The sequence below is a fragment of the Streptomyces sp. NPDC086147 genome (assembly GCF_040702165.1).
GTDB lineage: Bacteria > Actinomycetota > Actinomycetes > Streptomycetales > Streptomycetaceae > Streptomyces.
The window spans coordinates 927,166-949,526 of sequence record NZ_JBFBJO010000001.1 but is presented as its reverse complement, the minus strand read 5'-3'; the positions used below and the strand labels follow the sequence as shown (position 1 = coordinate 949,526).

The window sequence follows — 22,361 nt, the reverse complement described above, 5'->3', positions numbered from 1 at the left end:
CCGTCCGGCCTACGATGACCCGATGACCGATCTGCACCCCTTCATCGCGGGCCTCCCCAAGGCCGAGCTGCACGTCCACCACGTGGGCTCCGCCTCCCCCCGGATCGTCGCCGAGCTCGCGGCCCGCCACCCGGACTCCAAGGTCCCCACGGACCCGGAGGCCCTGGCCGACTACTTCACGTTCACCGACTTCGCGCACTTCATCGACGTCTACCTGTCGGTCGTCGACCTGGTCCGCACCCCCGAGGACGTCCGGCTGCTGACCTTCGAGGTCGCCCGGGACATGGCCCGGCAGAACATCCGCTACGCCGAGCTGACCATCACCCCCTACTCCTCCACCCGCCGCGGCATCGACGAGAACGCGTTCATGGACGCGATCGAGGACGCCCGCAAGGCGGCCGAGGCCGAGTTCGGCACGGTCCTGCGCTGGTGCTTCGACATCCCCGGCGAGGCCGGGCTCGAAGCCGCCGAGGAGACCGCGCGGCTCGCCACGACCGAGGGGCTGCGCCCGGAGGGCCTGGTCTCCTTCGGCCTCGGCGGCCCGGAGATCGGGGTCCCGCGCCCGCAGTTCAAGCCGTACTTCGACCGGGCCCGGGCGGCCGGCCTGCGCTCCGTCCCGCACGCGGGCGAGACGACCGGCCCGGAGACCGTCTGGGACGCGATCCGCGACCTGGGCGCCGAGCGCATCGGCCACGGCACCAGCTCCGTCCGGGACCCGGAGCTCCTGGCGTACCTGGCCGAGCACCGGATCGCCCTGGAGGTCTGCCCGACCTCCAACATCGCCACCCGGGCCGTCGCCACCCTGGACGAGCACCCGATCCGGCGGATGGTGGACGCGGGGGTCCTCGTCACCGTCAACAGCGACGACCCGCCGATGTTCGGCACCGACCTGAACAACGAGTACGCGGTCGCCGCCCGGCTCCTCGACCTCGACGAGCGCGGTCTCGCCGCCCTCGCGAAGAACGCCGTGGAGGCCTCCTTCCTGGACGAGGCGGGCAAGGCCCGGATCGCCGCCGAGATCGACGCGTACACCGAGGGCTGGACGGCGCGCTGAAGCGCTGACGACACGGGCCGTCGGCCCCCGCGCCGACGACACCGGCGGCCGTCCCCGGCCACAATGGCCCCATGCGATCCGTCACTGTCGTAGGTCACCGCGGCGACCCGTACCGCTTCCGCGAGAACACGCTCCGTTCGGTCTCCTCGGCGATCGAACGGGGCGCGGACGCGGTCGAGGTCGACGTCCGGCTGACGAGGGACGGGGTGCCCGTCCTCCTCCACGACGACACCCTCAAGCGCCTGTGGGGCCCGGACCGGGCGCTCTCCGCGCTCACGCACGCGCAGGTGGAGGAGGTGACGGCGGGCGGGGTGCCGACCCTGCGGGAGGCGCTGCTCGCCGCCGGGGACCACCGGCTGATGCTGGACCTGCCGGGCGGGAACGAGCACTCGGTCCGGAAGATCGTCGGCACGGTCCGCGAGTGCGGGGCCGGGGAGCGGGTCTACTACTGCGCCGGGACCGTCGCCATGCTCCAGGTGCGGGCCGCCGACCCGGCCGCCGAGATCGCCCTGACCTGGACCTCGCTCGCCCCGCCCCGGCCGGTGCTCCTCGACGCCGTGCGCCCGCGCTGGCTCAACTACCGCTTCGGCCTGGTGAGTCGGGAGCTGGGCGAGCGGGTGCACCGGGACGGGCTGCTCCTGTCGGCCTGGACGGCGGACACGAAGCGCACGATGCGTAAGCTGATCATGAACGGGGCGGACGCGATCACCACGAACCGCGTCGACGCCCTCGCCGCCGTCCTGCGAGAGGACTCCTGAGGTGAACGACAGCGTGCACGACAACGTCAACGACCGGATCCGCACCGACATCGCCCACAACGCGCGCGTGTGGAACTACTGGCTGGGCGGCAAGGACAACTACCCGGTGGACCGCGCGGTCGGCGCGCAGGTCACCGGCTTCTACCCGAGCATCGGCGAAGTGGCGCGCGCGGACCGGGCGTTCCTCGGCCGGGCGGTGACCCATCTGGCCGCCGAGGAGGGCGTCCGGCAGTTCCTGGACATCGGCACCGGCCTGCCGACCGCCGACAACACCCACGAGGTGGCGCAGCGGGCCGCCCCCGGCGCCCGGATCGTCTACGTCGACAACGACCCGATCGTCCTCACCCACGCCCGCGCGCTCCTGACGAGCGCGCCGGAGGGCGTCACCGAGTACGTCGACGCCGACGCGCACGACCCGGAGCGGATCCTCGCGGCGGCCTCGGCCACCCTGGACCTCTCCCGCCCGGTCGCGGTGATGATGCTCGGCATCCTCAACTTCGTGATGGACACGGACGAGGCCCGCTCCATCGTGCGGACCCTGATGGCCGCCGTCCCCTCCGGCAGCTTCCTGGTCCTCACCCACCCCACCCTGGAGCCGGAGCTCGGCGGCGAGGGCAACAAGGCCGCGATGGCCTTCTGGAACGAGAACGCGACCCCGCCGATCACCGCCCGCACCCGCGCCGAGTTCGCCTCCTTCCTGGACGGCCTCGACCTCCTCGCCCCGGGCATCGTCTCCTGCTCCCGCTGGCGCTCCGAGGAGGGCGACGTGGTGGCGCAGCTCGGCGCGGTGGGCCGCAAGCCGTAGGGGTGCGAGGGGGCCGCGGACGGCCCCGTCACCACCCGTCCCAGTGGAGGACCCGCTCGCGCGGGATGCGCCGGGCGGGCCGGAAGTCGGTGCCGATCGTGTACGCGACGGGGATGAACGCGGCCTGCATGACCTCCTCGTACGGGATGCCGAGGAAGCGGGCGAACTCCCGTTCCAGGGGCAGGTTCCCGGTGGTCCACACGGTGCCGAGGCCGCGCTCGCGGGCGGCGAGCATGAAGCTCCAGGCGGCGGGCAGGATCGAGCCCCAGGTGCCGGCCTGGTGGATGACGGAGGCGCCCTCGGTCCGCCCCTCGACGCAGGGGATGACGTAGGCGGGCACCTCGTGCAGGTGCCGGTGCAGGTGGCCGACGCCCGAGTACACCCGGTCCATCACGCCGGGCGCGACCTCGGCCCGGCGCACGTCCCGGTCCGGCAGCGGCTGGTGGGCGCCGGGCACGGCGAGGGAGGCCCGCCACAGGTCGGCGAGGACGGCGCGGCGGGCCGGGTCGGTGACGATGACGAAGTGCCAGCGCTGCCGGTTGCGGCCGGTGGGGGCCTGGACGGCGAGGTCGACGCACTCCTCCAGGAGCGCCCGGGGCACGGACCGGGTGAGGTCGAGCCGGTGGCGGACGGCGCGGGTGGTGGAGAGCAGGGTGTCGGAAGCGAGACCGAGGTTCATGCGTTGAGCCTCGTAGGGCTTCCGTACGGGCGGGAAGTCCGGGCTTCCACTGAGTGAAAGGCACGGCGACGGCATGGGCGAGAGCGTGGCGGGTCGGCTCTTCTCGGTCCTCGACGCCTTCGACGGCGGGGACCCGGTGGCGCTCAGGCTCACCGACATCGCGGCGCGGACGGGGCTCCCGGCCCCGACGGCGCTGCGCATGGTGCGGGAGCTGGTGGCCTGGGGCGGTCTGGAGCGGGGCGCGGACGGCACGTACCGGCTGGGGCTCCGGCTGCGGGCGCTGGGCGCTGCGGCGCCCTGTCCGCGCGGACTCCTGGACGCGGCGCTGCCCGCGCTGCGGGCCCTGGGGGCGCGGACGGGCGGTCACGCGGACGTGGCGGTGCTCCAGGGTCCGCCGGCCGGCGGGGTGCTGTGCCTGGTGAGCGGGGAGCGGCTGCCGGCCCACGCGACGGCGTACGGGAAGGTGCTGCTCGCCGCTCCCCCGCCGAACCTCCCCCGCCTCACCCGCCACACGGTCGTGGTGCCGGGGGTTCTGGCCGGGCAGCTGGAGCGGGTCCGCGCGACGGGCCTCGCGGTCTGCGCCGAGGAGCACCGCCTGGGCGAGGTGACGGTGGCGGCCCCGCTGCGCGGTCCGGCCGGGACGGTCGCCGCGCTCGGCGTGACCGTCCCCACCGGCGTACCCCTGGACCGGGTGGTGGCGGCGGTCCGCGCGGCGGCTACGCGGGTACGGCCTCCGGAGCCGCCGTCGCCGTCGCCGTGACGGCCTCCAGACGCTTGATCAGGCGCCGTACGAGGAGCAACGGCAGGATCCCGAAGACGCCGAAGGACATGTCGACGACCGACCACCAGAAGGGGATGTCGCGGATCGGGCCGCAGATCAGGGCGAGCGGGACGATGCCGACGCAGGCGATCATGCCGAACTCGACGACCCAGACGTTGCGGACGGGGTCGCGCCAGACGCCGTGGAAGGCGACGGCGATGACGAGGTGGGCGAAGGCCAGCCAGTCGTTGCCGTAGAGAAGGTAGGGGGCGTCCCGGTCGGCGGCCTCCAGGCCGCCCCGCACCCGGTGGATCCACTCGGCGAGCCCGGGGAGCGCGTCGGCGACGGGCGCGACCCAGCCGGTCAGGGCCGAGTCGAGGAGGCGGAGTTCGGTGACGAGCGGGAAGGCGGTGAGCCCGCTCAGGACCAGACAGACGACGAAGAGGACCAGCCAGGTGCGGATGCGCTTGAGAAGGGCTCTCGGCCCGTTCGTGTCGCTCATGGGGACAGCGTACGCCCGATCTGAACGTGTTCAAAAGTCGGGGGGCCGCTTTTTGGAACACGTTCAAAAAGCATGGGCGCCCGGCGACGGCGGCGCCCGTCACCCCCACGACCACGAGGGGAAAACCCTTACGTGGCGAGGAAGTCGAGGCGCGCGCCCGTCATGCCCGGACCGGCTCAGAGCCCCACGATCGCGTTCCACTTCTTCGCGAAGGTGAGGCGCTCCTCGGCGGTGACGTCCCGGGCGATGGCGAGCCGGCTCCGCATGGCCGGGTCCGGGAAGATCAGCGGGTCCTCGGCGAGCGCGGCGAGCTCCTCGTCGCCGGAGTCCGCGAGGACCCGCTGCGCGGCCGGCACGGGACAGACGTAGTTGACCCAGGCGGCGAGTTCGGCGGCGACCTCGGGCTCGTAGTAGTGGTCGACCAGCTTCTCGGCGTTGGACTTGTGCCGGGCGAGGTCGGGGACCATGAGGGACTCGGCCCAGAGCTCGGCGCCCTCCTCGGGGACGACGAACTCGATGTCCGGGTTGTCGGCCCGCAGCTGGATGACGTCGCCGGAGTACGCCTGGCAGGCCAGGACGTCGCCGGAGGAGAGGTCCTTGATGTAGTCGTTGCCGGTGAAGCGGCGGATGTGCTTGGCGCGGACGAGCCGCTCGATCCGCTCGCACAGGGCGTGGAAGTCGTCCTCCTTCCAGCGGGTCACGTCGACGCCCTCGCCCATCATCAGCAGGGCGAAGGACTCGTCGAGCCCGGACAGCAGGGTGACCTTCCCGCGCAGGTCGTCGGCCCACAGCTCCTTCACGGAGCGCAGCTCCCGGCCCAGCTTGCGGCGGTTGTAGGCGATGCCGGTGATGCCGGACTGCCAGGGGACGGTGTGCAGCCGGCCGGGGTCGAAGGCGGGCGAGCGCAGCTGCGGGTCGAGGTGGGCCGCGACGTTCGGCTGGGCGGCGCGGTCCATCTCCTGGACCCAGCCGAGCCGGACGAAGCGGGCGGCCATCCAGTCGCTGAGGACGATCAGGTCCCGTCCGGGGTCCTGGTGGTTCATCAGGGAGGGGCCGATCTTCCCGAAGAACTCGTCGTTGTCGTTGATCTCCTCGGTGTAGCGGACGGATATCCCGGTCCGCTTCCGGAAGGCGTCCAGGGTGGGGCGGCGGGACTCGTCGTCCTCGTCGGTGTCGATGTAGAGCGGCCAGTTGGCGAAGTCGAGGAACCGGTCGCGGGCCGAGAGGTCCCGGGCGGCGGCCCGGTCGCCCTCCTCCACGAAGGCGGCGGGCACCCCGCACCCGGCGAGCAGGGCGGCGGTCCCGGCACCGCCGATGCCGCGCAGCAGGGACCGGCGGGACATGTTCTTCCTGGCTGTCGCTCTCATCCGGGCAGCATCCCGGCCGGTCGCCGTCCACGGCAATGGACGCTCCGTCCGGGCGACGCGGCGCGGCCCCGACACCCTGTCGAGCGGGGTGTCGGGGCCGCGTGGCGGGCCGGTCGGCGGATCAGCCGAGGGAGGTCATGACGTGCTTGATCCGGGTGTAGTCCTCGAAGCCGTAGCCGGAGAGGTCCTTGCCGTAGCCGGACTTCTTGAAGCCGCCGTGGGGCATCTCGGCGACCAGCGGGATGTGGGTGTTGATCCACACGCAGCCGAAGTCGAGGGACTTGGACATGCGCATCGCGCGCGCGTGGTCCTTGGTCCAGACGGAGGACGCGAGGGCGTACTCGACGCCGTTGGCGTACTCCAGGGCCTGGGCCTCGTCCGTGAAGGACTGGACGGTGATGACCGGGCCGAAGACCTCGTTCTGGACGATCTCGTCGTCCTGCTTGAGGCCGGAGACGACGGTCGGGGCGTAGAAGTAGCCCTTGTCGCCGACGCGCCGGCCGCCGGCCTCGACCTTGGCGTGGGCCGGGAGGCGGTCGATGAAGCCGGAGACCTGCTTGAGCTGGTTGGCGTTGTTGAGCGGGCCGTACAGCACGTCCTCGTCGTCCGGCTGCCCGGTCTTGGTCGCGGCGGCGGCCTTGGCGAGGGCGGAGACGAACTCGTCGTGGATCGACTCGTGGACGAGGACGCGGGTGGCGGCCGTACAGTCCTGGCCCGCGTTGAAGAAGCCGGCCAGGGAGATGTCCTCGACGGCCTTCTCGATGTCGACGTCCTCGAAGACGACGACGGGGGCCTTGCCGCCCAGCTCCAGGTGGACGCGCTTGACGTCCTTGGCGGCCGACTCGGCGACCTGCATGCCGGCACGGACGGAGCCGGTGATGGAGGCCATGGCGGGGGTCGGGTGCTCGACCATCGCGCGGCCGGTGTCGCGGTCGCCGCAGACGACGTTGAAGACGCCCTTGGGGACGATCTGCCCGATGATCTCGGCCATCAGGACGGTCGACGCGGGGGTCGTATCCGAGGGCTTGAGGACGACGGTGTTGCCCGCGGCGAGGGCCGGGGCGAACTTCCAGACGCCCATCATCATCGGGTAGTTCCAGGGCGCGACCTGGGCGCAGACGCCGACGGGCTCGCGGCGGACGATGGAGGTGAGGCCCTCCATGTACTCGCCGGCCGAGCGGCCCTCCAGGAGCCGGGCGGCACCCGCGAAGAAGCGGATCTGGTCCACCATCGGCGGGATCTCCTCGCTCGCGGTGAGGGCGATCGGCTTGCCGGTGTTCTCGACCTCGGCGGCGATCAGGTCCTCGGCGCGCTCCTCGAAGGCGTCCGCGATCTTGAGGAGTACCTTCTGGCGCTCGGCCGGAGTGGTGTCGCGCCAGGCGGGGAAGGCGGCCGCGGCGGCCTCCATGGCGGCGTCGACGTCGGCCTGGCCGGAGAGCGGGGAGGTCGCGTACGCCTCGCCGGTGGCCGGGTTGATCACGTCGATCGTGCGGCCGTCGGCCGCGTCGCGGAACTCCCCGTTGATGTAGTTACGCAGCCGGCGCAGCTCGGTGGTCACTTGCCACCCCTCCTGTCACGTTCTGACTTCGCACGTCCTCGTGCGCTGTCCCGATGGGTGAGACACCCCAGCCTAATCGCTCGGCTGACGGTTTCAACAGGCCCGACCCCCCACAACTTCGGATTCGGTGAGATCAGGAGCCTTTAACAACGAATTACATCGCTCCCGGGTTGCGAAACCGACGAGTCTCGGTGCAGAGTGAGGTGTGGCCAGTCGAAGCGCAGACTCCAGAACCGGAACCGGTTCGTCCCCGACGATCGACGCCGTCTCCCTGGCGATCATCGAACAGCTCCAGGAGGACGGTCGCCGTCCCTACGCGGCGATCGGCAAGGCCGTCGGCCTCTCCGAGGCCGCCGTGCGGCAGCGCGTCCAGAAGCTGCTCGACCAGGGCGTCATGCAGATCGTCGCCGTCACCGACCCGCTCACCGTGGGCTTCCGGCGGCAGGCGATGGTCGGCATCAACGTCGAGGGCGACCTCGATCCGGTTGCGGAGGCGCTGACGTCCATGGCCGAATGCGAGTACGTGGTGATGACCGCGGGCTCCTTCGACCTCATGGTGGAGATCGTCTGCGAGGACGACGACCACCTGCTGGATGTGATCAACAAGCGCATCCGCACCCTCCCCGGCGTGCGCTCCACCGAGAGCTTCGTCTACCTCAAGCTCAAGAAGCAGACCTATATGTGGGGAACCCGATAGCCGTGAGCAAGGACCTCTCCAAGACCGCGTACGACCACCTGTGGATGCACTTCACCCGCATGTCGTCGTACGAGAACTCGCCCGTTCCCACCATCGTGCGTGGTGAGGGCACCTACATCTTCGACGACAAGGGCAAGCGCTACCTCGACGGCCTCGCGGGCCTCTTCGTGGTCAACGCCGGACACGGCCGCAAGGAGCTGGCCGAGGTCGCGTACAAGCAGGCCCAGGAGCTCGCGTTCTTCCCCGTGTGGTCGTACGCGCACCCCAAGGCCGTCGAGCTGGCCGAGCGCCTCGCGGACTACGCCCCGGGCGACCTGAACAAGGTCTTCTTCACCACCGGTGGCGGAGAGGCCGTCGAGACCGCCTGGAAGCTCGCCAAGCAGTACTTCAAGCTGCAGGGCAAGCACACCAAGTACAAGGTCATCTCGCGCGCCGTCGCCTACCACGGCACCCCGCAGGGCGCCCTGTCCATCACCGGTCTGCCGGCCCTCAAGGCCCCCTTCGAGCCGCTGGTCCCCGGCGCGCACAAGGTGCCGAACACCAACATCTACCGCGCCCCGATCCACGGCGACGACCCCGAGGCCTTCGGCCGCTGGGCCGCCGACCAGATCGAGCAGCAGATCCTCTTCGAGGGCCCCGAGACCGTCGCGGCCGTCTTCCTGGAGCCGGTGCAGAACGCCGGCGGCTGCTTCCCGCCGCCGCCCGGGTACTTCCAGCGGGTCCGCGAGATCTGCGACCAGTACGACGTGCTGCTCGTCTCCGACGAGACGATCTGCGCCTTCGGCCGCCTCGGCACGATGTTCGCCTGCGACAAGTTCGGCTACGTCCCGGACATGATCACCTGCGCCAAGGGCATGACCTCGGGCTACTCCCCGATCGGCGCCTGCATCGTCTCCGACCGCATCGCGGAGCCGTTCTACAAGGGCGACAACACCTTCCTGCACGGCTACACCTTCGGCGGCCACCCGGTGTCGTCGGCGGTCGCCATCGCCAACCTCGACATCTTCGACAAGGAGGGCCTCAACCAGCACGTCCTGGACAACGAGGACGCCTTCTTCTCGACGCTGAAGAAGCTGCACGACCTGCCGATCGTCGGCGACGTCCGCGGCAACGGCTTCTTCTACGGCATCGAGCTCGTCAAGGACAAGGTCACCAAGGAGTCCTTCACGGACGAGGAGACCGAGCGCGTCCTGTACGGCTTCCTGTCCAAGGCGCTGTTCGAGAACGGCCTGTACTGCCGTGCCGACGACCGCGGCGACCCGGTCATCCAGCTGGCCCCGCCGCTGATCGCCGACCAGGGCACCTTCGACGAGATCGAAGGCATCCTGCGCTCGGTGCTCACCGAGGCGTGGACCAAGCTGTAGCGGGACCTCACGCCGCCCTCACGGCGTGACACCACGGCCCGGGTCTGCCCGCCATCCGAGTGGATGGCGGCGGCCCGGGCCGTGTGCTGTCCCTACGAACCGATCCGAATACTTACGGTGCCGAGTGACCGACAGGCCCGCCCTTCGTTCACCCGTACGGGGGAAACCCCCTCCGCGCGGGGGACACAGATCGGATCGACAGAGGTGTACGCCATGGCCCCACCGGACAACGACGTGCTCTGGGCGCGTTCCCTGCACTGCTCCCTGGGCGGCTCGGAGGCCCTCAGCGGCGTCTCCCTCGGCGTCCGCGAGGGCGAGATCCTCGCCCTGACCGGCCCCCGGGGCAGCGGCAAGACCACCCTCCTGCGCTGTCTCTCCGGCCAGCTCGTCCCCCGGGAGGGCGAGGTCTGGTTCAACAGCGGCCCCGTGCACACCCTGGGCCCCGCCCAGCGCGAACGGCTCCGCCGCGAGCGCTTCGGCTGGATCGGCCCCGAGCCCGACCTCGTCCCCGAACTCACCGGCTGGGAGAACACCGCCCTGCCCCTGCTGCTGCGCGGGGTCTCCCGCCGCGCCGCGAAGACCGCGGCCCTGGAGTGGCTGGACCGGCTCGACGCCGGGGCCTGCGCCCGCAAGCGCCCGGGCGCCCTCACCCGGTCGCAGGGCCAGCGGATCGCCGTCGCCCGCGCCCTCGTCACCACTCCCCCGGTGCTCTTCGCCGACGAGCCCACCGCCTGCCTGCACCGCGCCGACGGCGCCCAGGTGCTGCGCACCCTGACGGCCGCCGCCCGCTCGCACGGCATCACCATGCTGCTCGCCACCCACGACGCCGAGGTCGCGGCGCTCGCCGACCGGACGGTCGCGCTCCTCGACGGGCGCCGGGCCGGCACCGTACCCCCGGCGACCGGGGCGGAGGGCGTCGCCGCGTGCTCGCTCTCCGTCTGACCCGGGGCACCCACCCCCTCGTCCTGGCGCGCCGGCTGCTCGTCGCCGCCGCCTCCGCCGGGGTGGGCTTCCTCCTGCTCTGCACCCTCGGCCACGCCCTCGGGCACCCGGAACAGGCCTCGGCGCTCCGGCTCCTCTGGTGCGTCCTGCCGCTCGCCGCCACCGTCCAGTTCGCGGTCGCGGTGGCCCGGACCGACCCCAGCACCCGGCCGCGCCCCGGACTCTCCGCGATCGGCGTCGGACCGGCCCGGCTCACCCTGCTCGCCGCCGCCTCGACGGCCGTCACCTGCACGCTCGGCTCGGCGGTCGCGCTCCTGCTCTACCTGCACCTGCGCGGCGACCTCACGGGCCTGCCCTTCGACGGGGCGGCCTCCGGGCTGCTCGCCGCCGACCAGCCGGTGCCGCTCGCGGCCGTCCTCACCCTGCTCGCGGCCGTCCCCATGACCGCCTCCGCGGCCGCGGCCCTGGCCCTGCGCCCGCGCCCCGCGCCACCCGCGGAGGACGTCGAGGGCGAGGACGAGGGCATGCCGTCCGGACTGCCGTGGGGCGTCGCCCTGGTCGCGATCGGCCTCGCGGTCGAGACGTACGCGGGCCGGGGCGGCGGCGGGGACGGCCTCCCGCTGCCGGGCCGCTTCGACGGCGGCCCGGCGGCCGTCCTGGCCGGCTGGGTCCTCACCGCGATCGGCCTCGCGACGGCGGGCCCCGCCCTCGTGCACGGCTGCGGACGCCTCCTCCAGGCGGTCCGCCCGGGTGCCGTCCGGCTGCTCGCGGGCCGCGTCCTGATGACCGAGTCCCGCCGCATCGGCCGGCCGCTCGGCGTGGTCTGCGCGGTGCTCTCCGGCCTGCTCGCGGCGGCCTCGCTGTACGGGTCGGACAAGGGCTCCGACGCCTTCGGACCGCTCACCGGCCTGGGCGCCACCCTGATCCTGGCCTGCACCTGCGCCACGCTCCTGACCGCGGCCCTGGAGTCCCGGCAGGGCCGCGCCCCGGTCACCGGGTCCCTCCTCCAGGTCGGCGCCCCGCCCGCGACCCTCCGCACGGCGGCCCTCGTGCGCACCGGCGTCCTGCTCGCCGTCTTCCTCCCGCTGACGTGGGCGGTGGCGGAACTGGCGGCGCTGCCCCTCAAGGGCTGACGGAGGAACGGTCCGGGCCCCGCGCTCACCTCCGCCAGAACAGGTGGTGCGTGACCGTGCCGCCCGGGCTGGGCACGACGTCGCGGTGGTAGCGGTCGAGGAGTTCGTCGGACGACTCCCAGAGCCGCGATCCGCCGCCGAGCGCCACTGGCGAGACGGCGACGTGCAGGGTGTCGACCAGACCGGCGTCGAGGAACGCGCGGACGGTGGCGGCCCCGCCGCCGAGCCGCACGTCCTTGCCGTCCGCCGCCTCCCGCGCGGTCGCGAGGGCGGTGGCCGGGTCGGCGTCGAGGAAGTGGAACGTGGTGTCGCCGAGCGCGATCGAGGGGCGCGGGTGGTGGGTCAGGACGAACACCGGGGTGTGGAACGGCGGCTCGTCGCCCCACCAGCCGCGCCACTCGTGGTCCCGCCAGGGCCCGCGCTGGGGCCCGAACTTGTTGCGGCCCATGATCTCGGCGCCGATGTTCCGCCCGTAGTCCCGCGTCAGGTAGTCGTCGAGACCCCGGCTGCCGCCGGGGTCGGTGCGCCGGGGCCAGCTCGCCGTGGCACCGGCCCAGGCGAACATCGCCTCCGGATCCGCGTGCCCGAAGGGCCGTTCGAGGGTCTGGCCCTCCCCGGCGCCGTACCCGTCGGACGAGACGTTGAAGTTCTGGACTCTGAGCAGCTGGGCCATGGTGGTTCCTCCCGTGCGGGACGTGCGTGCGGCGAAGACGCCGTACGCACGGGAGACTCCCCCGGCGGGCGGAACTCATCGCGCCCGCGAGGCTCGCTACGGCGTGTCGTCGCCCAGCACCACCACGTCCTCCGTCCGGAAGGCGACGCCCGTCTCCGCGCCCTCCTCCGGCGCGTCCCGCAGCGGCAGCTCGGCCTCAAGGTGCGGGCCGTCGGCCGGGCGGAGCCGTACGACGACGTGGCTGCCCCGGAAGGTCCGGGACTCCACCGTCCAGACCGGCCCGTCGCCGGCGGGGACCGGACGCACCCCGCCGGGGCGCACCAGGAGCCGCCGCTCGCCCTGCGGGGAGCCCTCCGGCACCGGCACCCTCCCCCAGGCGGTCTCCGCGACCGTCCCGGTGACCCGGGCGGCCACCACGTTGTCGAAGCCGAGGAAGCGGGCGACGAACTCGGAGGCCGGGCGGCGCCACACCTCGACGGGCGTCCCCGACTGGGCGATCCGCCCGTCCCGCATGACCACGACCCGGTCGGCGAGCGCGAAGGCCTCGCCCTGGTCGTGGGTGACGGCGAGGACCGTCGTCCCGAGCCGCCCGAAGAGCTGCCGCAGCTCCACCACGAGCCGCTCCCGCAGGCCCCGGTCGAGCTGGCCGAGCGGCTCGTCGAGCATGAGGAGCCGGGGCCGGGGCGCGAGCGCCCGGGCCAGCGCCACCCGCTGCTGCTCGCCGCCGGAGAGCGCGGCGACGGACCGCCCCCCGGCGCCCGGCAGGCCGACGAGGTCGAGCAGCTCCCGCACCCGCTCGGTCCGCTCGGCCTTCCCGTCCCCCCGCATCCGCAGGCCGAAGGCGACGTTGCCGCCGACGTCCCGCTGCGGGAAGAGCTGGTGGTCCTGGAACATCAGCCCGACGCCCCGCCGGTGCGTCGGCACCCCGGTCTGGTCGGCGCCGTCGAGGAGCACCCGGCCGCCGTCGAGCGGCTGGAGGCCCGCGACGGCCCGCAGCAGCGTGGACTTGCCGCTGCCGCTGGGGCCGAGCACGCACACGGTCTCGTGGTCGGCGACCTCAAGGTCCACGGCGTCGAGCACGGCCCGCGCCCCGAACCGTACGGTCGCCCCGTCGAGTCTCAGCATCAGAACTCCCCGGAGGTCCGGTCGGTGCGGAGCCGTTCGAGCAGCAGCAGGGACACCGCGCACACCACCATCAGAATCGTCGAGAGGGCCATCGCCTGGCCGTAGTTGAGCTCGCCGGGCCGGCCGAGCAGCCGGGCCACCGCGACCGGCAGCGTCGGGCTGTCGGGCCGGGCGATGAACACGGTCGCGCCGAACTCGCCGAGCGAGACCGCGAACGCGAACCCGGCCGCGATGAGCAGCGCCCGCCGCACCAGCGGCAGGTCCACCTCCCGCCAGGCCCGCCACGGGGAGGCGCCGAGCACGGCCGCCGCCTCCCGCAGCCGCTCGTCGACCGCGCGCAGGACCGGCAGCATCGTCCGGACGACGAAGGGGACGCCGACGAGGGCCTGCGCGAGCGGGACGAGGATCCAGCTGGCCCGCAGGTCGAGCGGCGGCTCGTCGAGCGTGATGAGGAAGCCGAAGCCGACGGTGACGGCGGAAACCCCCAGCGGCAGCATCAGCAGCGCGTCGAAGCCCCGGACGAGCCGTCCGGCCCGCCGGGTGAGCGCCGCCGCCGCGAGGCCGCCGATCACGACGGCGACGGCGGTGGCGGCCACCGCGTACCGCAGCGAGTTCCCGATCGCCTCCAGCGGCGGCACCAGGAAGGTCCCGCTCTCGTCGAGCGAGCCGAGCGCCCGGTAGTAGCCGAGCCCGTACCCCCCGGGACCGGCGAACGACCGCTCCACGAGCACGCCGAGCGGCAGCAGGATCAGCAGGGCCACCGAGAGGAGGACGCCGCCGAGCAGCGCCCACTGCCCGGCGCCGCGCGGCCGGCGCGCGGTCCGCTCCGGCGGTACGAGCCGCAGCGCGGCCTCCCGCCGCCGTACCGTCCACGCGTGCACAGCGAGGATCGCGCCGACCGCGACGAACTGCACCAGGGTCAGCACCGCCGCCGTCGACAGGTCGAGCAGCCGGGCGGTCTGCCGGTAGATCTCCGCCTCCAGGGTCGTGTACGCGTCCCCGCCGAGGATCTGCACGACGCCGAAGGAGGTGAAGGTGAAGAGGAAGACCATCAGGGACGCCGCCGACACGGCCGGGACGAGCGCGGGCAGCGTCACCGTCCGCCAGGCCGTGAAGCGCGAGGCGCCGAGGACCCGGGCGGCCTCCTCCTGGCGCGGGTCGAGCTGCGACCAGAGGCCGCCGACGGTCCGGACGACGACCGCGTAGTTGAAGAAGACGTGGGCGAGGAGGATCGCCCACACGCTCGTGTCGAGCCGCAGCCCCCACAGCTCGTCCGTGAGCCCGTTCCGGCCGACCAGGGCCAGGAACGCCGTGCCGACCAGGACGGTGGGCAGCACGAACGGCACCGTGACCACGGCCCGCAGGACGCTCTTGCCGGGGAAGTCGAAGCGGGCGAAGACGTACGCGCCGGGCAGGGCGACGAGCAGGGTGAGACCGGTGGAGGCGAGCGCCTGCCAGGCGGTGAAGCCGAGCACGTCCAGGACGTCCGGCCGGGACAGCACCTCGCCGATCCGGCCGAACCGCCAGTCGCCGCCGGGCCGCAGGCCCCGGTCCACGATGGACACGACGGGCCACGCGAAGAACACCGCGAAGAACGCGACAGGCAGGGCCATGAGCCCGAGCCGCGCCGCGTTCCCGCGCGGGTCGCGCCTTACTTCAGGACGAGCGACGACCACTGCTGGATCCACGCGTCACGCTTCTCGGCGATCTTCCCGGGCTCCATCGTCTCCGGCTTCTCCACGACCACGCCGTGCTTCGTGAACAGCTCTGGCAGCACCGCGCCCTTCGCCACCGGGTTCACGAACATCTGGAGCGGCATGTCCTCCTGGAACTTCTTCGAGATCAGGAAGTCGATCAGCGCCTTGCCGCCCTCGGGGTTCTTCGCCCCGTTCAGCAGGCCCGCGAACTCGGTCTGCCGGAAGCAGGTGCCGGTGGAGACGCCGGTGGGCGCGACCTTCGGCTGCGGCTCGCCGTACAGCACCTCGACCGGCGGGCTGGAGGCGTACGACACGACGAGCGGCCGGTCGCCCTTGGCCTGCTTGCCGCCGGCCGAACCGGAGAACTCCTGGTTGTAGGCGAGCTCCCAGCTGTCGACGGTCTTCACGCCGTTGGCCTTGAGCTTCTTCCAGTAGTCCTGCCAGCCGTCGTCGCCGTACTTCGCGGCCGTGCCGAGGAGGAAGCCGAGGCCCGGGGAGGACCGCTCCGGGTTCTCGACCACCAGCAGGTCCTTGTACTCCGGCTTCGCCAGGTCGTCGAAGGTCACCGGCGGCGCCAGCTTCTTGTCGGCGAAGTACTTCTTGTCGTAGTTGACGCAGATGTCGCCGGAGTCGATCGGGGTGACCCGGTTCTCCTTGTCGAGCCGGTACTCCGCCGGGATCCCGTCCAGGCCCTTCGCCTCGTACGGCACGAAGATGCCGTTGTCGAGGGCGCGGGACAGGAGGGTGTTGTCGACGCCGAAGAAGACGTCGCCCTGCGGGGAGCCCTTGGTCAGGATCTCCTTGTTGACCGCCTCGCCGGCGTCGCCGGCCTTGAGGACCTTGACGGTGAACCCGGTCTGCTTCGTGAACTCGGCCAGCACCTCCTTGGAGGCGTTGAACGAGTCGTGGCTCACCAGCGTCACGGTCTTCGGCGCGGGCGTGCCGGTCTTGCCGGCGGCCTCGCGGGCGTCGTCGGTGCCGCAGGCGGCGAGGGTCGTGACGCCCAGCGCCGCGACGAGCGCGACGGCGGCCGTCTTCTTGATGCTCACTGAGATTCCTCCTGGGGGTGACCAGGAAGAGACGCGGCCCCGCCCGCGGCCGGCGGACCGGGCGCGGGCAGGGCGCAACAGCTTGAGTTACGACCGAACTTCCTACCCAGAATGACCTGGGCGAGGTTCAGAGGGTCTGCGGTCTGACGGACACCGCACTCTCAGCGCTGTGGCGCTCCCCTGTCGGAATATGGAGATGTGTTCGAGCTCAGGGTACAAGCTCAGCGCTCGGCGGCGGCCAGCTGTCCACAGGCACCGTCGATCTCCTGACCTCGGGTGTCCCGCACGGTCACCGGCACGCCGTGGCGGGCGATCGCCTCCACGAAGGCCTTCTCGTCCTCTGGGCGCGACGCCGTCCACTTCGACCCGGGCGTCGGGTTCAGCGGGATCAGGTTGACGTGGACCCGCTTGCCCTTGAGCAGCCGGCCGAGCAGGTCGCCGCGCCAGGCCTGGTCGTTGATGTCCCGGATGAGGGCGTACTCGATGGAGATCCGGCGCCCGGACTTCTCCGCGTACTCCCAGGCGGCGTCGAGGACCTCCCGGACCTTCCAGCGCGTGTTGACGGGCACGAGGGTGTCGCGCAGCTCGTCGTCCGGGGCGTGCAGGGAGACCGCGAGCCGGCACTTGAAGCCCTCGTCGGCGAAGCGCAGCATCGCGGGCACGAGTCCGACGGTGGAGACGGTGATGCCGCGCTGGGACAGGCCCAGGCCGTCCGGCTCGGGGTCGGTGAGGCGGCGGATGGCGCCGACGACCCGCTTGTAGTTGGCGAGCGGCTCGCCCATGCCCATGAACACGATGTTCGACAGGCGGGCCGGGCCGCCGGGGACCTCGCCGTCGCGCAGGGACCGCATGCCGTCGACGATCTGGTGCACGATCTCGGCGGTCGACAGGTTCCGGTCGAGACCGGCCTGTCCGGTCGCGCAGAACGGGCAGTTCATCCCGCAGCCGGCCTGCGAGGAGATGCACATGGTGACCCGGTCCGGGTAGCGCATGAGCACCGACTCCACGAGCGTGCCGTCGTGCAGCCGCCACAGGGTCTTGCGGGTGGTGTCGTCGTCGCACGAGATGTGCCGCACCACGGACATCAGGTCGGGCAGCAGCTCCCCGGCCAGCTTCTCCCGCGAGGCGGCCGGGATGTCGGTCCACTCGGCGGGGTCGTGCGCGTACCGCGCGAAGTAGTGCGTGGACAGCTGCTTGGCGCGGAAGGGCTTCTCGCCGATCGCGGCGACGGCCTCCTTCCGCTCGGCGGGCGTGAGGTCGGCGAGGTGCCGCGGCGGCTTCTTGGCTCCGCGGGGGGCGACGAAAGTGAGTTCTCCGGGCTTGGGCATGGTGCTACCAGTGTCGCAGAGATACGAAGAGGGACCCGCCGTCCTGTGGACAACGGGCCCCTCGACCGAGGAAACGCAGGTCAGCCGGTGCCGACGAACAGCGCGAGCAGCAACCACACCACCGGCGCCGTCGGCAGCAGCGAGTCCAGCCGGTCCATGATGCCGCCGTGGCCGGGCAGGAGCGTGCCCATGTCCTTGATGCCCAGGTCGCGCTTGATCATCGACTCGCCGAGGTCGCCGAGCGTCGCGCTCGCCGCCACCGCGAGACCGAGGATCAGGCCCTGCCACCAGGATCCGTCGTCGATCAGGAACTGCATGCACAGCGCGCCCGCCGCCATCGCGAACGCCACCGCGCCGACCAGACCCTCACGGGTCTTTCCGGGGCTGATCCTCGGCGCCAGCTTGCGCTTGCCGAAGCGCCAGCCGACCGCGTACGCCCCGGTGTCGCTGACCACCGTCAGGAGCAGGAAGGTGAGGACCCGCTCCGGACCGTCGTCCGCGGCGAGCAGCAGCGACACGAACGTCGCCAGGAACGGCACGTAGAACGCGGCGAACACGCCCGCCGTGACGTCCTTCAGATAGCCCTCGGGCGGCTCCGTCATCCGCCACACCAGGACCGCAAGCGCCGTCAGGGCCATCGCGACCCAGGCGCCCTCGGCCCCGCGCACGTACCCGGCGACGACCATCGCCGCGCCGCCGACCGCGAGCGGCACCAGCGGCGCCTTGATCTGCTTGCGCTCCTGGAGCCGGGAGGTCAGCTCCCACAGCCCGACCACCACGGCGACCGCGACCACCCCGACGAAGGCCGCCTTCCAGATGAACAGCGAGGCGATGATGACGGCGCCGAGACCGACCCCGACCCCTATGGCCGCGCCCAGGTTCCGCCCCGCGGTCTTCTTCTGCCGTGGCGCCGGCGGCGCGGGCGGCGGAGGCGGGGTGCGGCTGGACATGGGCTCCTGCGGGTGCTCGTGCGGGGTCTCGTCGCGGAACAGGGGACCGCTCGGGTGAGCGGCCCCCCGGCCGTGACCGTCCTGGAATCCGCCGGCGGGAACGTCGGGCACGATGGGCATGGGGCGAGTCTGCGCCGCCGGGCGCCCCTCGTGGGCGGGACCCGCCGGGGCGGGCCCCTGGTGGGGTCCCCCCCGGCCGGAACCGGCCGGGGCATCCCAGGAAGAGTCGTTCATCAGACCTCGAGCAGCTCGGCTTCCTTGTGCTTGAGCAGCTCGTCCACCTGCGTGACGTACTTCGCGGTGGTGTCGTCGAGCTCCTTCTCCGCGCGACGGCCCTCGTCCTCGCCGACCTCGCCGTCCTTGACGAGCTTGTCGATGGACTCCTTGGCCTTGCGGCGCACCGAGCGGATCGAGATCTTCGAGTCCTCGGCCTTGCCCTTGGCGACCTTGATGTACTCGCGGCGGCGCTCCTCCGTCAGCTCGGGGAACACCACCCGGATGATGTTGCCGTCGTTGCTCGGGTTGACGCCGAGGTCCGAGTCGCGGATCGCCTGCTCGATGTTGCGCAGCGCGCTCTTGTCGAACGGGGTCACCACGGCCATCCGCGGCTCCGGGACGGAGAAGGAGGCCAGCTGGTTGATGGGGGTGATGGCGCCGTAGTAGTCCGCCACGATCTTGTTGAACATCGCCGGGTGCGCACGGCCGGTGCGGATCGCGGCGAAGTCCTCCTTGGCGACCACGACGGCCTTCTCCATCTTCTCCTCGGCCTCGAGGAGGGTCTCTTCGATCACCACTTGCTCCTGCGTGTCGTCGCGTTGTGTCCTGCACGGTGTACGACCGGCAGGGCTCTGTCCATCCCCTCGCGGGGCGGTTCCCGGTTCGGGTCAGGCCCGGGTGCCCTGGTCGCTCACGAGCGTGCCGATCTTCTCACCCTTCACCGCGCGCGCGATATTGCCCTCGGCGAGCAGTTCGAAGACGAGGATCGGGAGGTTGTTGTCCCGGCACAGGGTGACGGCGGTGGCGTCGGCGACCTTGAGGTCGCGGGCGATCACCTCGCCGTACTCGAGCGCGTCGAACTTGACCGCGTCGGGGTTCCGCTTCGGGTCGGAGTCGTACACGCCGTCGACGCCGTTCTTGCCCATCAGCAGGGCCTCGGCGTCGATCTCCAGGGCGCGCTGGGCGGCGGTGGTGTCCGTGGAGAAGTACGGCATGCCCATGCCCGCGCCGAAGATGACCACGCGGCCCTTCTCCAGGTGGCGCACGGCCCGCAGCGGGATGTACGGCTCGGCGACCTGGCCCATGGTGATGGCGGTCTGGACGCGGGAGTCGATGCCCTCCTTCTCCAGGAAGTCCTGGAGGGCGAGGCAGTTCATCACGGTGCCGAGCATGCCCATGTAGTCGGAGCGGGCCCGGTCCATGCCTCGCTGCTGGAGCTCGGCGCCGCGGAAGAAGTTGCCCCCGCCGATCACGATCGCGATCTCCGCGCCGTCGCGGACGACGGCCGCGATCTCACGCGCGATGGCGTGCACGACATCGGGGTCGACGCCCAGGCCGGTACCGCCGGAGAAGGCTTCTCCGGACAGTTTCAGCATGTAGCGGCCGGCCTTTTTGCCGTTGTTGTCGTCGCCCTGTACGGCGCCCTGATTCATGGAGCTCTCCTCGTGCACATACGAAGGAGGCCATTGCCCTGGGTCCTCGCGGTATCCCGTGCGGCAATGGCCTCCTCGTCAGATCTGCGGTCGTCCTGCGCGGGCGCGGACGACTGCTTCAGACCCTACCGGGGTCCGGTGTCCGTCGCGTTCGCGACCGGACTCAGATGCCGACCTTGATGCGGCTGAAGCGCTTCAGGGTGACGCCGGCCTCGTCCAGGATCTGCTGGACGGACTTCTTGTTGTCCAGGGCGTACGGCTGGCCGAGCAGCGTGGCGTCCTTGAAGAAGCCGTTGACGCGACCCTCGACGATCTTGGCGATCGCGGCCTCGGGCTTGCCCTCGGCGCGGGTGGTCTCCTCGGCGATGCGGCGCTCGGACTCGACGACCTCGGCCGGGACGTCCTCACGGGTGAGGTACTTCGGCGCGAAGGCGGCGATGTGCTGGGCGACGCCCTTGGCGACGGCGGCGTCGGCCTTGTCGAACTCGACGAGGACACCGATCTGCGGCGGCAGGTCGGGCATCGTGCGGTGCATGTACGCGAAGACGAAGCCGTCGGCGTACTGCGTGAAGCGGTCGAGGACGATCTTCTCGCCGAGGTTGGCGTTGGCCTCGTCCACGAAGGCCTGCACGGTCTTGCCGGGCTCGATCTCGGAGGCGAGCAGCGCCTCCAGGTCGGCCGGGGCGGTGGCGGCGACGTGCGCGGCCAGCTGGTTGGCGACGGCCTGGAACTTGTCGCCCTTGGCGACGAAGTCCGTCTCGCACTTCAGCTCGACGAGGACGCCGGAGGTGTTGTCGTCGGCGATGAGGGAGACCACGGCGCCGTTCTCGGCGGAGCGGCCCTCACGCTTGGCGACACCCTTCTGGCCCTTGATGCGCAGGGCCTCTACGGCCTTGTCGACGTCGCCGTCGGCCTCGTCCAGGGCCTTCTTGCAGTCCATCATGCCGGCGCCGGTGAGCTCGCGGAGCTTCTTGACGTCAGCGGCGGTGTAGTTCGCCATGAGTCTGTTTCTCTCTCGAAGTCTGAAAGATCGGGCGGATCCACGGGAGGACGGCGGGGGCTTCGTGGGCCCCCGCCGTCGTCACCCGAAGGACCTGGGTCCTGAAGGGTCAGGCCTGCTCGGCGGCCTCGGCCGGAGCGTCGGCGGCCTCGGCGTCCGCGACCTTCTCGGTCTCGGCGGAGGTCTGGACCTCGGCGGCCTCGGCCTCGGCGGCGGCCGGAGCCGGGGCCTCGGTCTCGTCGGCCTTCTTCTCACCCTCGAGCAGGTCGCGCTCCCACTCGGCGAGCGGCTCGCCCTGGGCCTTCTCGCCCGGCTTCGAGTCGCCGGTCGCGGCGCCGGAACGGGCGATGAGGCCCTCGGCGACGGCGTCGGCGATCACGCGGGTGAGCAGGGTGACGGAGCGGATCGCGTCGTCGTTGCCCGGGATCTTGTAGTCGACCTCGTCGGGGTCGCAGTTGGTGTCGAGGATCGCGACGACCGGGATGTGGAGCTTGCGCGCCTCACCGACGGCGATGTGCTCCTTCTTGGTGTCGACGATCCAGACGGCGCTCGGCACCTTCTGCATCTCGCGGATACCACCGAGGGTCTTCTCCAGCTTGGCCTTCTCGCGCGAGAGGACCAGGAGCTCCTTCTTGGTGAGACCCGAGGCGGCGACGTCCTCGAAGTCGATCTGCTCGAGCTCCTTGAGGCGCTGCAGACGCTTGTAGACGGTGGAGAAGTTGGTGAGCATGCCACCGAGCCAACGCTGGTTGACGTACGGCATGCCGACGCGCGTCGCCTGCTCGGCGATGGCCTCCTGGGCCTGCTTCTTCGTACCGACGAACATGATGGAGCCGCCGTGCGCGACGGTCTCCTTGACGAACTCGTAGGCGCGGTCGATGTACGACAGCGACTGGAGCAGGTCGATGATGTAGATGCCGTTGCGCTCGGTGAAGATGAAGCGCTTCATCTTCGGGTTCCAGCGACGGGTCTGGTGACCGAAGTGGACGCCGCTCTCCAGCAGCTCCCGCATCGTGACGACGGCCATGGCCGTATCTCCTTGGGTTTCTCGGTTGTGTTCCTGACGCCCCGGCGCGCCATGCCCACGAGGGACCGAAAGGCGCTGCCACCGCCTGAGGACCGTGGCGGGGCGTGCGAAGTCGACCCGGTGACCCGAGTCGCCATAGGAAGTGTACGGGACCCCGGGGGCAGCGGGTGACGGCCCTGTCCACAACCGGTGAGTAGTCCACAGAAACCGTCCACGAGCCCTACGAACCGGACGCCCGGGAGAA

Annotated in this window: 22 protein-coding genes and 1 riboswitch; of the genes, 8 read left to right on the top strand and 14 right to left on the bottom strand. The window is 71.7% G+C overall.

From position 1 onward, the window contains the following. Positions 1 to 22 precede the first annotated feature (22 nt). The 3 genes from AB0398_RS04485 to AB0398_RS04475 all read left to right on the top strand — a co-directional run bounded on the left by AB0398_RS04485 (position 23) and on the right by AB0398_RS04475 (position 2,617). The gene (locus AB0398_RS04485) at positions 23 to 1,054 is read left to right on the top strand and encodes an adenosine deaminase (RefSeq protein ID WP_366372249.1); all 1,032 of its coding nucleotides are present in this window, start codon (positions 23 to 25) and stop codon (positions 1,052 to 1,054) included. A 71-nt stretch (positions 1,055 to 1,125) separates the two neighbouring features. Continuing rightward, on the top strand, positions 1,126 to 1,812 hold the full coding sequence (locus tag AB0398_RS04480) for a glycerophosphodiester phosphodiesterase (RefSeq protein ID WP_366372248.1): 687 nt from the start codon (positions 1,126 to 1,128) through the stop codon (positions 1,810 to 1,812). 1 nt (position 1,813) lies between these two features. Then, the gene (locus AB0398_RS04475; RefSeq protein WP_366372247.1) at positions 1,814 to 2,617 is read left to right on the top strand and encodes an SAM-dependent methyltransferase; all 804 of its coding nucleotides are present in this window, start codon (positions 1,814 to 1,816) and stop codon (positions 2,615 to 2,617) included. A 28-nt stretch (positions 2,618 to 2,645) separates the two neighbouring features. Here AB0398_RS04475 and AB0398_RS04470 read toward each other — a convergent pair whose 3' ends face one another. Continuing rightward, positions 2,646 to 3,296 carry a nitroreductase family protein gene (locus AB0398_RS04470; RefSeq protein ID WP_366372246.1) on the bottom strand — a complete coding sequence of 217 codons (651 nt, stop codon included), beginning with the start codon at positions 3,294 to 3,296 and terminating at the stop codon, positions 2,646 to 2,648. Between the two features lie 73 nt (positions 3,297 to 3,369). Between AB0398_RS04470 and AB0398_RS04465 the strand changes: the two genes are divergently transcribed. Continuing rightward, positions 3,370 to 4,056 (top strand): IclR family transcriptional regulator C-terminal domain-containing protein, encoded by a 687-nt coding sequence (locus AB0398_RS04465; protein ID WP_366372245.1) that lies wholly within the window; start codon positions 3,370 to 3,372, stop codon positions 4,054 to 4,056. On the opposite strand, the gene AB0398_RS04460 is transcribed toward AB0398_RS04465, so the two are convergent. The 3 genes from AB0398_RS04460 to AB0398_RS04450 form a co-directional block, all read right to left on the bottom strand. After that, entirely contained in the window at positions 4,013 to 4,558 is a 546-nt protein-coding gene (locus AB0398_RS04460) for a hypothetical protein (protein ID WP_366372244.1), read from the bottom strand. The two genes, AB0398_RS04465 and AB0398_RS04460, sit on opposite strands and share 44 nt — an antisense overlap. A gap of 176 nt (positions 4,559 to 4,734) precedes the next feature. Then, complete coding sequence (locus AB0398_RS04455) at positions 4,735 to 5,901, bottom strand: extracellular solute-binding protein (protein ID WP_366372360.1); 1,167 nt, start codon at positions 5,899 to 5,901, stop codon at positions 4,735 to 4,737. A 145-nt stretch (positions 5,902 to 6,046) separates the two neighbouring features. Continuing rightward, on the bottom strand, positions 6,047 to 7,483 hold the full coding sequence (locus AB0398_RS04450) for a gamma-aminobutyraldehyde dehydrogenase (protein ID WP_366372243.1): 1,437 nt from the start codon (positions 7,481 to 7,483) through the stop codon (positions 6,047 to 6,049). A gap of 205 nt (positions 7,484 to 7,688) precedes the next feature. Between AB0398_RS04450 and AB0398_RS04445 the strand changes: the two genes are divergently transcribed. From AB0398_RS04445 to AB0398_RS04430, 4 genes are all read left to right on the top strand, one after another. Continuing rightward, on the top strand, positions 7,689 to 8,180 hold the full coding sequence (locus tag AB0398_RS04445) for an Lrp/AsnC family transcriptional regulator (RefSeq protein ID WP_366372242.1): 492 nt from the start codon (positions 7,689 to 7,691) through the stop codon (positions 8,178 to 8,180). Continuing rightward, positions 8,165 to 9,544 carry an aspartate aminotransferase family protein gene (locus tag AB0398_RS04440; protein ID WP_199837082.1) on the top strand — a complete coding sequence of 460 codons (1,380 nt, stop codon included), beginning with the start codon at positions 8,165 to 8,167 and terminating at the stop codon, positions 9,542 to 9,544. Before AB0398_RS04445 ends, AB0398_RS04440 begins: the two co-directional genes overlap by 16 nt. A gap of 213 nt (positions 9,545 to 9,757) precedes the next feature. Further along, positions 9,758 to 10,486: an ATP-binding cassette domain-containing protein gene (locus AB0398_RS04435; RefSeq protein WP_366372241.1), complete on the top strand. Its 729-nt coding sequence runs from the start codon at positions 9,758 to 9,760 to the stop codon at positions 10,484 to 10,486. Next, a complete protein-coding gene (locus AB0398_RS04430; RefSeq protein ID WP_366372240.1) occupies positions 10,468 to 11,619 on the top strand; it encodes a hypothetical protein in 1,152 nt (383 codons plus the stop codon). The genes AB0398_RS04435 and AB0398_RS04430 overlap by 19 nt, the downstream gene beginning before the upstream one ends. 25 nt (positions 11,620 to 11,644) lie before the next feature. Here the strand turns inward: AB0398_RS04430 and AB0398_RS04425 are convergent, their stop codons facing one another. The 10 genes from AB0398_RS04425 to rpsB all read right to left on the bottom strand — a co-directional run bounded on the left by AB0398_RS04425 (position 11,645) and on the right by rpsB (position 22,117). Continuing rightward, the gene (locus AB0398_RS04425) at positions 11,645 to 12,292 is read right to left on the bottom strand and encodes a dihydrofolate reductase family protein (protein ID WP_366372239.1); all 648 of its coding nucleotides are present in this window, start codon (positions 12,290 to 12,292) and stop codon (positions 11,645 to 11,647) included. A gap of 96 nt (positions 12,293 to 12,388) precedes the next feature. After that, positions 12,389 to 13,417: an ABC transporter ATP-binding protein gene (locus AB0398_RS04420; RefSeq protein WP_366372238.1), complete on the bottom strand. Its 1,029-nt coding sequence runs from the start codon at positions 13,415 to 13,417 to the stop codon at positions 12,389 to 12,391. After that, positions 13,417 to 15,030: an iron ABC transporter permease gene (locus AB0398_RS04415; RefSeq protein ID WP_366372237.1), complete on the bottom strand. Its 1,614-nt coding sequence runs from the start codon at positions 15,028 to 15,030 to the stop codon at positions 13,417 to 13,419. The genes AB0398_RS04420 and AB0398_RS04415 overlap by 1 nt, the downstream gene beginning before the upstream one ends. 38 nt (positions 15,031 to 15,068) lie before the next feature. Next, a complete protein-coding gene (locus tag AB0398_RS04410) occupies positions 15,069 to 16,163 on the bottom strand; it encodes a thiamine ABC transporter substrate-binding protein (RefSeq protein ID WP_366372236.1) in 1,095 nt (364 codons plus the stop codon). Positions 16,164 to 16,244: 81 nt separating this feature from the next. Further along, a riboswitch (TPP riboswitch) is annotated at positions 16,245 to 16,355 on the bottom strand. A 29-nt stretch (positions 16,356 to 16,384) separates the two neighbouring features. Continuing rightward, on the bottom strand, positions 16,385 to 17,491 hold the full coding sequence (gene rlmN, locus AB0398_RS04405) for a 23S rRNA (adenine(2503)-C(2))-methyltransferase RlmN (RefSeq protein ID WP_056566000.1): 1,107 nt from the start codon (positions 17,489 to 17,491) through the stop codon (positions 16,385 to 16,387). A gap of 80 nt (positions 17,492 to 17,571) precedes the next feature. Further along, the gene (locus AB0398_RS04400) at positions 17,572 to 18,675 is read right to left on the bottom strand and encodes a phosphatidate cytidylyltransferase (protein WP_366372235.1); all 1,104 of its coding nucleotides are present in this window, start codon (positions 18,673 to 18,675) and stop codon (positions 17,572 to 17,574) included. After that, on the bottom strand, positions 18,675 to 19,232 hold the full coding sequence (frr, locus tag AB0398_RS04395) for a ribosome recycling factor (protein ID WP_053646719.1): 558 nt from the start codon (positions 19,230 to 19,232) through the stop codon (positions 18,675 to 18,677). Before frr ends, AB0398_RS04400 begins: the two co-directional genes overlap by 1 nt. Before the next feature lie 93 nt (positions 19,233 to 19,325). Beyond that, entirely contained in the window at positions 19,326 to 20,090 is a 765-nt protein-coding gene (pyrH, locus tag AB0398_RS04390; RefSeq protein ID WP_030217948.1) for a UMP kinase, read from the bottom strand. Between the two features lie 163 nt (positions 20,091 to 20,253). Next, entirely contained in the window at positions 20,254 to 21,090 is an 837-nt protein-coding gene (gene tsf / locus AB0398_RS04385; RefSeq protein ID WP_366372234.1) for a translation elongation factor Ts, read from the bottom strand. A gap of 109 nt (positions 21,091 to 21,199) precedes the next feature. Next, positions 21,200 to 22,117 (bottom strand): 30S ribosomal protein S2, encoded by a 918-nt coding sequence (gene rpsB / locus AB0398_RS04380; protein ID WP_366372233.1) that lies wholly within the window; start codon positions 22,115 to 22,117, stop codon positions 21,200 to 21,202. Positions 22,118 to 22,361: the final 244 nt, after the last annotated feature.

What these genes read in the sequence shown, in the direction of transcription:
- AB0398_RS04480 (WP_366372248.1), top strand. Translation starts at nt 1,126, where the DNA reads ATGCGATCCGTCACTGTCGTAGGTCACCGCGGCGACCCGTACCGCTTC.
- AB0398_RS04435 (WP_366372241.1), top strand. Translation starts at nt 9,758, where the DNA reads ATGGCCCCACCGGACAACGACGTGCTCTGGGCGCGTTCCCTGCACTGC.
- rpsB (WP_366372233.1), bottom strand. Translation starts at nt 22,117, where the DNA reads ATGGCCGTCGTCACGATGCGGGAGCTGCTGGAGAGCGGCGTCCACTTC.
- AB0398_RS04465 (WP_366372245.1), top strand. Translation starts at nt 3,370, where the DNA reads ATGGGCGAGAGCGTGGCGGGTCGGCTCTTCTCGGTCCTCGACGCCTTC.
- AB0398_RS04485 (WP_366372249.1), top strand. Translation starts at nt 23, where the DNA reads ATGACCGATCTGCACCCCTTCATCGCGGGCCTCCCCAAGGCCGAGCTG.
- AB0398_RS04455 (WP_366372360.1), bottom strand. Translation starts at nt 5,901, where the DNA reads ATGTCCCGCCGGTCCCTGCTGCGCGGCATCGGCGGTGCCGGGACCGCC.
- pyrH (WP_030217948.1), bottom strand. Translation starts at nt 20,090, where the DNA reads ATGAATCAGGGCGCCGTACAGGGCGACGACAACAACGGCAAAAAGGCC.
- tsf (WP_366372234.1), bottom strand. Translation starts at nt 21,090, where the DNA reads ATGGCGAACTACACCGCCGCTGACGTCAAGAAGCTCCGCGAGCTCACC.
- AB0398_RS04400 (WP_366372235.1), bottom strand. Translation starts at nt 18,675, where the DNA reads ATGAACGACTCTTCCTGGGATGCCCCGGCCGGTTCCGGCCGGGGGGGA.
- AB0398_RS04425 (WP_366372239.1), bottom strand. Translation starts at nt 12,292, where the DNA reads ATGGCCCAGCTGCTCAGAGTCCAGAACTTCAACGTCTCGTCCGACGGG.
- rlmN (WP_056566000.1), bottom strand. Translation starts at nt 17,491, where the DNA reads ATGCCCAAGCCCGGAGAACTCACTTTCGTCGCCCCCCGCGGAGCCAAG.
- AB0398_RS04470 (WP_366372246.1), bottom strand. Translation starts at nt 3,296, where the DNA reads ATGAACCTCGGTCTCGCTTCCGACACCCTGCTCTCCACCACCCGCGCC.
- AB0398_RS04460 (WP_366372244.1), bottom strand. Translation starts at nt 4,558, where the DNA reads ATGAGCGACACGAACGGGCCGAGAGCCCTTCTCAAGCGCATCCGCACC.
- AB0398_RS04415 (WP_366372237.1), bottom strand. Translation starts at nt 15,030, where the DNA reads ATGGCCCTGCCTGTCGCGTTCTTCGCGGTGTTCTTCGCGTGGCCCGTC.
- AB0398_RS04420 (WP_366372238.1), bottom strand. Translation starts at nt 13,417, where the DNA reads ATGCTGAGACTCGACGGGGCGACCGTACGGTTCGGGGCGCGGGCCGTG.